3 protein-coding genes are annotated in these 11,218 nt (G+C 43.2%); all 3 read left to right on the forward strand.

All coding sequences use genetic code 11. The annotated features are described in order from the left end of the window. Positions 1-26 precede the first annotated feature (26 nt). The 3 genes from QUA13_RS14795 to QUA13_RS14805 all read left to right on the forward strand — a co-directional run bounded on the left by QUA13_RS14795 (position 27) and on the right by QUA13_RS14805 (position 11,148). Positions 27-5,408, forward strand: a complete 5,382-nt coding sequence (locus QUA13_RS14795; RefSeq protein ID WP_333199609.1) for an AAA family ATPase — start codon at positions 27-29, stop codon at positions 5,406-5,408. 90 nt (positions 5,409-5,498) lie between these two features. Further along, positions 5,499-10,949 carry an AAA family ATPase gene (locus QUA13_RS14800; protein ID WP_333199611.1) on the forward strand — a complete coding sequence of 1,817 codons (5,451 nt, stop codon included), beginning with the start codon at positions 5,499-5,501 and terminating at the stop codon, positions 10,947-10,949. Positions 10,950-10,992: 43 nt separating this feature from the next. After that, positions 10,993-11,148, forward strand: coding sequence for an ATP-binding protein (locus QUA13_RS14805; protein WP_333199615.1), 156 nt, complete (start codon positions 10,993-10,995; stop codon positions 11,146-11,148). Positions 11,149-11,218: the final 70 nt, after the last annotated feature.

Below are 11,218 nucleotides of genomic sequence, written 5' to 3' on the forward strand. Positions count from 1 at the left end.
TCAATGTCTGAGAAGGAGTAATCCAGATGAGTGCAGCAGTGGATTTGACAAACCGAGTTTCCGGATATCATCTGGTTGAGCAATTATACTGCGGTTCGAGAACCCTAGTTTATCGAGCCATCCGAGAAACAGACGAGCTTCCGGTTGTGATTAAACTATTAAATCGAGACTATCCCAGCTTCAGCGAACTGCTGCAATTCCGCAACCAATATACGATCGCCAAAAACCTACGTCTGCCTGGAGTCGTTGAACCCTACAATTTGGAGTCCTATCGCCACAGCTATGCTATAGTAATGGAGGATTTTGGCGGCATTTCTCTGCGCGACTACGCCCAAGAGCGCTCGCTGACTCTGGCAGAAATCTTAGAAATTGCCATTCAAATAACTGACATTCTCAATGAACTGTATAGGCATCGAGTCATCCACAAAGATATTAAGCCAGCGAACGTGCTAATACATCCGGAAACTAAACAAGTCAAACTGATTGACTTTAGCATCGCCTCCCTACTTCCGAGAGAAACTCAAGAAATTCACAATCCCAACGTTTTAGAAGGAACCCTAGCCTATATTTCTCCCGAACAAACCGGAAGAATGAACCGAGGCATCGACTACCGCACCGACTTTTATTCTCTGGGGGCCACCTTTTACGAACTGCTGACAGGAAAACTGCCATTTGAATGTGACGACCCGATGGAGTTGATTCACTGCCATATTGCCAAACAACCTCCTTCAATAAACAGCAAAGAAATTCCGCAGGTGCTTTCAGATATGGTGATGAAGCTGATGGCAAAGAATGCTGAAAAGCGCTATCAAAGTGCCTTGGGATTGAAGCATGACTTAGAAAAATGTTTGCAGCAGTGCCAAGAAACTGGAAACATTGAAACTTTTGAGTTAGGACAGCACGACATCAGCGATCGCTTCCTGATTCCCGAAAAACTTTACGGTCGAGAACGAGAAATACAGCAACTTTTAGAAGCCTTTGAACGAGTAGCACAAGGGAACAGCGAAATGATGCTCGTTGCAGGCTTTTCCGGCATCGGAAAAACCGTTGTAGTCAATGAAGTTCACAAACCCATTGTCCGAAAGCATGGCTATTTCAGTAAAGGTAAATTTGACCAGTTCAATCGCAATATTCCCTTTTCGGCATTTGTGCAAGCATTCCGCGATTTAATGACACAATTGCTCAGTGAAAGCGATCTGCAACTCCAAGCATGGAAAACCAAAATTTTAGCAGCCATTGGTGACAGCGGACAAGTCATTATTGAAGTCATTCCCGAACTAGAACGGATTATCGGACAACAACCCCCAGCCCCAGAATTATCAGGGATAGCTGCTCAAAATCTGTTCAATTTGCTGTTCCAAAAATTTATCTCTGTCTTTACCACAAAAGAGCATCCCTTAGTGATGTTTTTGGATGACTTACAATGGGCGGATTCGGCATCTTTAAAGTTGATGCAGTTGCTCGTAGGTGAATCCCAATCCAGTCACCTGCTACTAATTGGAGCCTATCGAGACAATGAAGTTTCGGCTGCCCATCCCTTGATGTTGACTTTAGATGAAGTCACTAAAACAGGGGCAACTGTCAATACCATCACACTTGCACCTCTGGCTCGAACCAGTTTGAATCAATTAGTAGCAGATACGCTGAATTGTGATCCTAAGTTAGCAGAACCGCTGACGGAATTAGTGTATCAGAAGACAAAAGGAAATCCATTTTTTGCGACGCAGTTTCTCAAGGCATTGCATCAAGATGAATTGATTAATTTTGATATTAAAGAAGGATATTGGCAGTGCGATATTAGCAAAATTACAGAAGCAGCACTGACGGATGATGTAGTTGAATTCATGGCGCAGCAGTTACAGAAATTGCCTGTTGAAACTCAGTCTGTTTTAAAATTAGCCGCTTGCATTGGCAATCAGTTCGATCTGACAACATTAGCAATTGTTTCGCAAATTTCGGAGACGGAAACGGCAACGGCATTGTGGAAAACTTTACAGGAAGGTTTGGTTTTACCTCAGAGTGAGGTTTATAAATTTTATGTAGGGGAAGAAGAAAATATCGATCGCGCTACTTCTCAAACAGTTTCTTATAGATTCTTGCACGATCGCGTGCAGCAAGCAGCTTATTCTTTGATTCCGGAAGAAGATCGCGCGATCGCCCATTATCACATCGGGCAATTACTCCTGCAACAAATTTCAGCAGAAGCCAGAGAAGAACGCATTTTTGAATTAGTCAATCAGTTGAACTATGGAACCACACTGGTTGCGGATCGGCAGGAAAGGGAGGAACTCGCTCAACTCAACCTAACTGCTTGCCGCAAAGCGAGATTGGCAACTGCCTATCAAGCGGCCCGCGAATATGCCACAGTGGGCCTGAAACTGCTAGGAACAGACGCTTGGCAAGAACAGTATGAAACGACCCTATCTCTGTACGACTTGGCTGCTGAGGTGGCTTTTTTGGCCGGCGATTTTGAGCAGATGCACCAGTGGATTGAAGCGGTGATTCATCATGCGAAAACACCTTTAGAACAGGTCCAAGTTTATCAAGTCAAAATCCAGGCATTAGTAGCCCGCAATAAATTTGTCGAGGCGATCGCGATCGGTCAATCAGTCTTCCAAATGTTAGGCGTAAACCTACCGAATGAACCAACCTTAGACGATATTCGGCAGTTGAAGCAAGAAATTGATGCCTTAATTGAAGGTCGCTCTATTGAATCATTCTTTCATCTGCCGAAAATGAGCGATCCTCAGCAACTCGCCATTATGCAAAATGCGGCTCGCCTAACACCCGTCTGTTATATGTCCGGCACCAAGCTTTATTTCCTGGTCGTGGCACTCCAGGTTAAGTTGTCGATCCAATTCGGCAATAGTCCGGTTTCAGCTTTTTGCTACGTGGGTTACGCCTTCCAACTGAGGATGCTGTGGGGCGACATGACAATGGTGCCTCAGTTTGGGCAATTAGGATACCAACTCGCCTTAGAACCCGATGCCAAAAACATTCGAGCCGCAACCGCCATGTTAATGGGGGCATATGTGGGTTCTTGGACGATCCATCTGCAAGAAACGCTGCCCATTCTTCTCGATGGCTATCAAGCTGGATTAGAAACAGGAAATCTAGAATTTATGGGCTACGACGCCCAGTTGTACTGTTTCAATGCTTATTGGTACGGTCAACCGCTCGCTGAACTCGAACCGCAAATTCGCGCCTATTACCAACAGTTGTGCGACCTCCACCAAGTCACAGCAGCAAACTGTGTGTTGGCGTACTGGCAGGCGGCTCAAATTCTCTTGGGTCAGTCAGAGGACGAAATTCCCTTACGCCAGGATGCCTATGAAGAAAAAGTCCTGGCTGAAGCCAAAGTCGATTTTTACCGACTATCCTTCTTCTACTTGTATCGATTCACATTGAATTACTGGTTGGAAGACTTTGCTAAAGCAGAACACGATGCCGCTCAAACGCGACATTATTTGGCGGGAGGGATGGGAAGTATCGTTGAACCGATCTTCTACTTCTATGATTCTCTGAACGTGCTGGCCACTCCGCCTGAATCGATGTCGGAGTCAGAGCCGCGATGGCAGCGAATCGAAGAAAATCAAGCCAAGCTCAAAGATTGGGCAGATTATGGGCCCATGAATTACTTGCACAAATATCATTTAGTTGAAGCCCAAAAGCATCAACTCCTCAATTGCAAAAAAGAAGCTCTAGAATTTTACGATTTAGCAATTCAAGGAGCCAAGGAAAACGGTTATATCCAAGAGGAAGGATTAGCCAACGAACTCGCAGCAAAATTCTACTGGGAATGGGGCAAAGAAAAAGTCGCCGCCAGCTATATGCAGGAGGCGTATTACTGTTATGCCCGTTGGGGAGCTAAAGCCAAGGTTGAAGACTTAGAACAACGCTATCCCCAATTACTTCATCCCATCCTGAATCAGCCCAAACTTCGCTTTAATCCTCTAGAGACGCTAGCAACGATTAGCCACTCTTCGCAGACTTCCAGCACCAGCAGCACGAGTATTTCTGAGGCCCTTGATTTCGCCTCTATTGTGCAAGCTGCTCAAGCTTTATCCAGTAAAATTCAGCTTGATGAATTGTTCGGTAGCCTCAACCAAATTATTTTAAAAACTTCAGGGGCAGAAACTTGTGCTTTGCTACTCCCCGATCGGGATGAATGGCAAATCCGGGCAATAACTCACATCAATCCAGATAACGAGTTACCCACAACCATACTCCAAACCCAACCTCTGGATAACTCTGTGGGGATTCCGCTTAAGCTGATTTATTATGTCAAAAATACCCTGCACACAGTCGTTATTGAAGGCGGAAAAACCGATATTCCGGGTTTAATGAATGACTGTACGCTCCAGTATCAGTCTCAGAGTATGCTGTGTACTCCGATACTCGATCGGGGGAACTTAGTTGCGATACTTTATCTGGAACATCGCTCGACCAAAGGAGTGTTTACGAGCGATCGCCTCCTCGTTCTCAACTTCCTCTGCACCCAGGCTGCCATTTCCCTAGAAAATGCGCGACTGTATCAGCAAGCGCAGGATTATGCCTACCAGGTTGAACAATCTCAACTGCAATTAGTACAGAGCGAAAAAATGTCGGCTTTGGGTAATTTAGTAGCCGGGGTAGCCCATGAAATTAATAATCCAGTCGGTTTTATTTCTGGGAATATCCATGAAGCGATCGCTGCCGTCAAAGATCTTACAGAATACTTGCAGCTCTATCAAGAAAAATTTCCCAGTCCGGGCGAGGAGATTGAAGAAAAAGCTGAAGATATCGATATCGAATATCTCTTAGAAGATTTACCCAAAATGTTGAATTCGATGCAAATCGGGTGCGATCGCATCCAAGGTATCAGCACCAGTCTTCGTACCTTTTCCCGAGCCGACAAAGATTACAAAGTTCCTTTCAATATTCATGACGGAATTAACAGTACGATTTTGATTCTCAAACACAGATTGAAATCCAACGAACAGCGTCCCGCTATTGAAGTTGTGAAAGAGTACGGGAACTTGCCATCAGTTGATTGCTTCCCCGGACAATTAAATCAGGTGTTTATGAATATATTAGCCAATGCCATTGATGCACTGGAAGAATCAAATCGAGAACGGAGTTTAGAGAAGATTAAAGCCCCAGCCCATTGCATTACGATTCGCACAGAAACACAGTCTTCTGAGTGGGTGACGATTCGCATTTCTGACAACGGGCCAGGGATATCAGATGAGATACAAGGTCATATTTTTGACCACTTATTTACAACTAAAGGTGTGGGTAAAGGCACGGGATTGGGTTTGGCGATCGCGCGGCAGATTGTAGTTGAGAAACACGGCGGTACAATTGAGGTAAATTCTGTATTAGGAGAAGGGACGGAGTTTACGATCTCATTGCCTACAAACGGATGAAGTTAATTATGCGTTCGCCGCCTTTAACCCTTACAAATAGAGGCGCACATTAATTGTTAGCAGTCAATATTTGAGATTAGGAGAGCCAAAATGAATGCAAGTATAGATTTGACCAGATCAATTGCCGGATACCGTCTAATCGAGCAACTGTACAGTGGTTCTAAAACCGTGGTTTATCGAGCCATTCGAGAAATCGATCGGCTTCCAGTTGTCATTAAACTATTAAATCGAGACTATCCCAGTTTCAGCGAACTGCTGCAATTCCGCAACCAGTATACCATCGCCAAAAATCTACGTCTGCCGGGAGTCGTTGAACCTTACAGTCTGGAATCCTACCGCAACAGCTATACCCTAGTGATGGAGGATTTTGGTGGCATTTCTCTACGGCAATACGCCCAAGATCGATGCCGAAGACGGCTCGGTGAAGCACCTACGCGGGCTTTAGCAGAAATATTGGCGATCGCCATTCAAATAACTGAAATCCTTGACGGACTGTATAGGCATCGAGTCATCCACAAAGATATTAAGCCAGCGAACGTGCTAATACATCCGGAAACTAAACAAGTCAAACTGATTGACTTTAGCATCGCCTCCCTACTGCCGAGAGAAACTCAAGAAATTCACAATCCCAACGTTTTAGAAGGAACCCTCGCCTATATTTCTCCCGAACAAACTGGACGAATGAACCGAGGCATAGACTACCGCACAGACTTTTATTCTCTGGGGGCCACCTTTTACGAACTGCTGACAGGAAAACTGCCATTTGAATGTGACGACCCGATGGAGTTGATTCACTGCCATCTTGCCAAACAACCTCCTTCAATAAATAGCGAAGAAATTCCGCAGGTGGTTTCGGATATGGTGATGAAGCTGATGGCAAAAAATGCCGAAAAGCGCTATCAAAGTGCCTTGGGATTGAAACATGACTTAGAAAGGTGTTTGCAGCAGTGCCAAGAAACTGGAAACATTGAAAGTTTTGAGTTAGGAACGCGGGATGTATGCGATCGCTTCATCATCCCCGACAAACTCTACGGACGAGAAACCGAAGTACAAACGCTCATACAAGCCTTTGAAAGAGTCAGCGAAGGTGCAGCAGAAATGATGCTCGTTGCGGGTTCTTCAGGGATTGGAAAAACCGCAGTGGTCAACGAAGTTCATAAACCAATTGTGCGGCAACGGGGTTATTTTCTTAAAGGGAAATATGACCAATTTCAGCGCAACATTCCCTTTTCGGCATTTGTGCAAGCATTCCGCGATTTAATGGGGCAATTGCTAGCAGAATCAGATGGGCAATTAGAAACATGGAAAAGCCAGATATTAACCGCAGTAGCAGACAACGGACAAGTCTTAATAGACGTAATTCCTGAGTTAGAAAATATTATCGGTAAACAGCCACCCACCCTTGAATTATCAGGAACAGCCGCCCAAAATCGCTTTAATCTCCTGTTTCAAAAATTTGTGCAAGTCTTTACCAGTAAAGAACATCCGTTAGTCATGTTTTTAGATGACTTGCAATGGGCCGACTCGGCATCACTGAACTTGCTTAACTTATTGATGCAAGATGTGGGGTATCTATTAATATTAGGTGCGTATCGAGATCGTGAAGTCTCCCCCGTACATCCATTCATTTTAACAGTGGATGAAATTGTCAAAACAGGGGCAACGGTGAATACAATTACTTTACCACCGTTAAGGGAACCGGATATGAATCAGTTAGTGGCAGATACACTGAATTGTGAATCATCTCTAGCCCAGCCTTTAACAAGATTGGTCTATCAAAAAACTCAAGGTAATCCTTTTTTTGCGACCCAGTTTCTCAAAGCATTACATGATGACAAGTTAATTAGCTTTGATTGCGAGATTCAATATTGGCAATGCGATCTTGCCCAAGTGAAGGCCTTAGCAATTACTGATGATGTCGTTGAATTCATGGCATTGCAATTACAGAAATTGCCCAGAGAAACTCAGGAGAGTCTCACACTAGCGGCTTGTATTGGGGCGCAGTTTGATTTGAATACCTTAGCAATTGTCAGTGAGAAATCACCAGAAAGTAGCGCAACAGCTTTATGGAAAGCCTTGCAGGAAGGTTTGGTAATTCCTACTACCAAAATCTATAAGTTCTATACCCAATCTGATAGCGAGGAAGTTTTCAATGATTCCGCTAATCCGACTTATCGATTTTTACACGATCGCGTCCAACAAGCGGCTTATTCATTGATTCCTGACGAGGAAAAACAGCAGACTCATTACCATATTGGGCAACTACTCCAACAAAACTTATCAGAAATAGAAAAAGAGGAAAAGCTGTTTGATATTGTCGGGCATTTGAATTTAGGAATTGAGTTCATGGCTCAAGCAGAGGAACGGGAAGCGTTAGCCAGATTGAACTTAGCAGCCGGACATAAAGCCCGAAATTCAACAGCTTATGCAGGCGCCAGAAATTTTGTGAAAACAGGGCTGGAGTTACTCACAGAAAACTGTTGGCAAACTCAGTATGAATTAACCCTGAATCTTTATGTGGCTGCGGCTGAAACGGCTTACTTAAATGCCGATTTTAATGGCATGGAAGAAATGGCAGCGCAGGTTTTGCGATCGGCCAAAACAATACTAGATAAAGTCAAAATATTTGAGATTCAAATCAACGCACTGACAACTCAAAGTCAGATGTTAGAAGCGATCGCGATCGGCACCAATGCCCTAGCACAATTGGGGATTGAACTCCCCTATGAAACTGACGAAGCATTGACACGCATTGCATTACAAAACCTTGCCAACCAACTGGAGGGCAAACAGATTGAGGAACTGGTTAACCTTCCTGTGATGAGCGATCCTCGGACAATCGCGGCGATGCAATTGTTAGGCATCTTGTTTCCGGCTATTTTTATGGCAAATCCTGCTTTGCAGCCTCTGCTTTGTGCCACAATGGTCAGTCTATCACTTCAATTTGGCAATGCACCAGCATCAACAATCGGGTATGTGGGCTATGGCATTGTGCTGTCTGGTTTTTTCGGAGAAGTAGAAAAAGGTTATCGCTTTGGGCGAGTAGCACTGAGCTTACTCAATCAGTTGAATTGGCCAGAATTTAAATGTATCACTTTACTTTGGTTTGGCTGTTTTATTCAGCATCGTCAAGAACCACTGAGGGCAGCAATCCCAACGGCGAAACAAGGCTATTTAGTCGGAATGGAAACAGGTGATTTTCTCAATGCTGGCTACTGCGTCAGTAGTTATTCATATAATAATTTTTGTTCTGGAGTCGAGCTTGATGATTGGCACGCAGAAATAGAAAATTACTGTGTTGTCTTAACGACTGTGAAGCAATATTCTCCTCTGTTTTACGTGAAAATGACACAACAGACGGTGCGGAACTTGAGGGAAATTGTCAATCAACCGGATTTGTTAATCGGTCAGGCTTATGATGAAACCGTGATGTTTCCTCAGCACAATCAGAATAGTGAGCTTACTGCACTCGCTATTGCCTATAACTACAAACTAATGCTTGCCTATCTCTTTGGTAACTACACCAATGCCCTAGACTACATTTCCCAAGCAAGCCTCTATTTGAGGGTAGCGTCAGCAATGATTCATACTCCGGTTTTCCATTTCTATGCCGGGTTAACCTACTTAGCACTCTGCTCTACGCAGTCAGAAATTGAGCAAGCGAACACTCTCGCTTTGGCAGAAACCCATCAAACCACTCTGGCTGAATGGGCACACCAGGCCCCGATGAATCACCAACATAAAGTTGACTTAGTAGAAGCAGAAAAATGCCGTGTTTTAGGCAAGAATTATGAAGCTGGAGATTGGTACGATCGCGCCATTTCAGAAGCCAAAGAAAATGGTTATATCCAAGAAGAAGGTTTAGCAAACGAACTAGCTGCCAAATTCTACTTAGATAGGGGGAAAGAAAAAGTTGCACAATCTTACATGATTGAGGCTTATTACTGTTATTCCCGTTGGGATGCAAAAGCTAAAGTAGCTTATTTAGAACAACACTATCCACAACTACTGAAAGCTATTCTCCAACCTGCTAACTTTGTCCTCACATCTGGGACAACCATCAACCCGAACTGGATGGGAAGCCTAACTAGCGTCAGTAGTAGCGAGAATTTATGGTGGGATTTTCCAGCAGTAATGATGGCGGCACAAGCCATTTCACAAGAAATTGAATTAGAGAAACTGTTAGCCACTTTGATGCAGATTATGCTTGCGAATGGGGGAGCAGAAATCGGCTGTTTAGTGCTTCGCCAAGACCGACAATGGTTAGTTGTCGCTCAAGCCGCACAAAAGCAGACAAAAATATTAGAAATTCCTCTGGAAGAATATCAAGAAATTCCTCATAGTTTGATTTATGCGGTGGCACGAACTCAAGCGACGGCTGTTTTTGACAACTTAAGTACAGCCGACCAATTTGCAGGCGATCGCTATATTATCGCTCATCAACCTAAATCAGTTTTATGTACTCCAATTATTCGCCAAGGAAAACTCGTCGGTATTGTGTACTTAGAAAATAACTTAACAGTGGGAGCATTTACTAATGATAGAGTAGAAATTATCCAGATGCTCGCAGCTCAAGCGGCGAGCTCTATTGATAATGCTCGTTTATATAAACAAATAGAGAAATATTCCCAAAGCTTAGAAGCAGAAGTAGCGCAAAAAACGGAAGATTTAAGCCAAAAAGCTTTTGATTTAGAGCAAGCATTTAAAAACTTACAACAAACCCAAGCACAATTAATTCAGAGCGAAAAAATGTCATCTCTGGGTCAACTGGTAGCTGGGATTGCTCACGAAATCAACAATCCAGTAACATTTATTCGTAGTAATGTTGCACATATAGAGGATTATGTCAAAGATTTGCTTATTTTACTTAATATTTATCAACAAGAGTATCCTGAACCCAGTAAAGTAATTCAAGCGAAAATAGAAGAAATGGATTTAGAATTTATCTGGGAAGATTTAATTAAAATTCTGGAATCTATGAAAGTAGGGAGCGATCGCATTAGCCAAATTATCCTGAGTTTGCGTAACTTTTCCCGCTTAGATGAAGCCGACATGAAAGCAGTAGATTTACATACCGGAATTGAAAGCACTTTGCTAATTTTACAAACTCGCTTAAGACTGAGCGATGGCAAATCAGAAATACAAGTTATTAAAGAGTATGGAAATCTGCCCAATGTAATTTGTTATGCTAGTGAGATAAATCAAGTATTTCTGAGTATTATCAGTAACGCTATTGATGCACTTCAATCAATTAATAAAACAGATAAAAACCCTGCAATCAGGATTCAGACTGAATTCATTGAAAAAGACAGGGTTAGAATTAAAATCACTGATAATGGTGCCGGTATCCCGGCGAATATTCAATCCCGAATATTCGATCCATTTTTTACAACTAAACCAGTGGGTAGCGGTACAGGTTTGGGTTTATCTGTTAGCTATGGTATTGTCAAAAAACATGGCGGTAAATTAACCTGTAATTCTAGAGTTGGAGATGGTACAGAGTTAGCGATCGAAATTCCTATCAGCTATATTAGATCCTAAAGAAGCATCTTACTGCTACGCCCGTTGAGAGGTAAAACAAAAGATATGCGATCGTTTATTTACAACTAAAGGTGTGGGTAAAGGCACGGGATTCGATTTGGCGATCGCACGGCAGATTGTGGTTGAGAAACACGGCGGTGTGCTAGAAGTGAGAGCGACTTTAGGTTGCGGTACAGAATTTACGATTTCACTTCTATAGCAATCCTAAATGATTTTCTATATCTAGAGCAATCCTAAATGATTTTCTGTGTGTAAGTATATTGACGTAT

It is taken from the genome of Microcoleus sp. S28C3 (assembly GCF_036700785.1).
Classification (GTDB): domain Bacteria; phylum Cyanobacteriota; class Cyanobacteriia; order Cyanobacteriales; family Microcoleaceae; genus Microcoleus; species Microcoleus asticus.

Coding starts and splice junctions, on each gene's coding strand:
- QUA13_RS14795 (WP_333199609.1), top strand. CDS start 27: ATGAGTGCAGCAGTGGATTTGACAAACCGAGTTTCCGGATATCATCTG.
- QUA13_RS14800 (WP_333199611.1), top strand. CDS start 5,499: ATGAATGCAAGTATAGATTTGACCAGATCAATTGCCGGATACCGTCTA.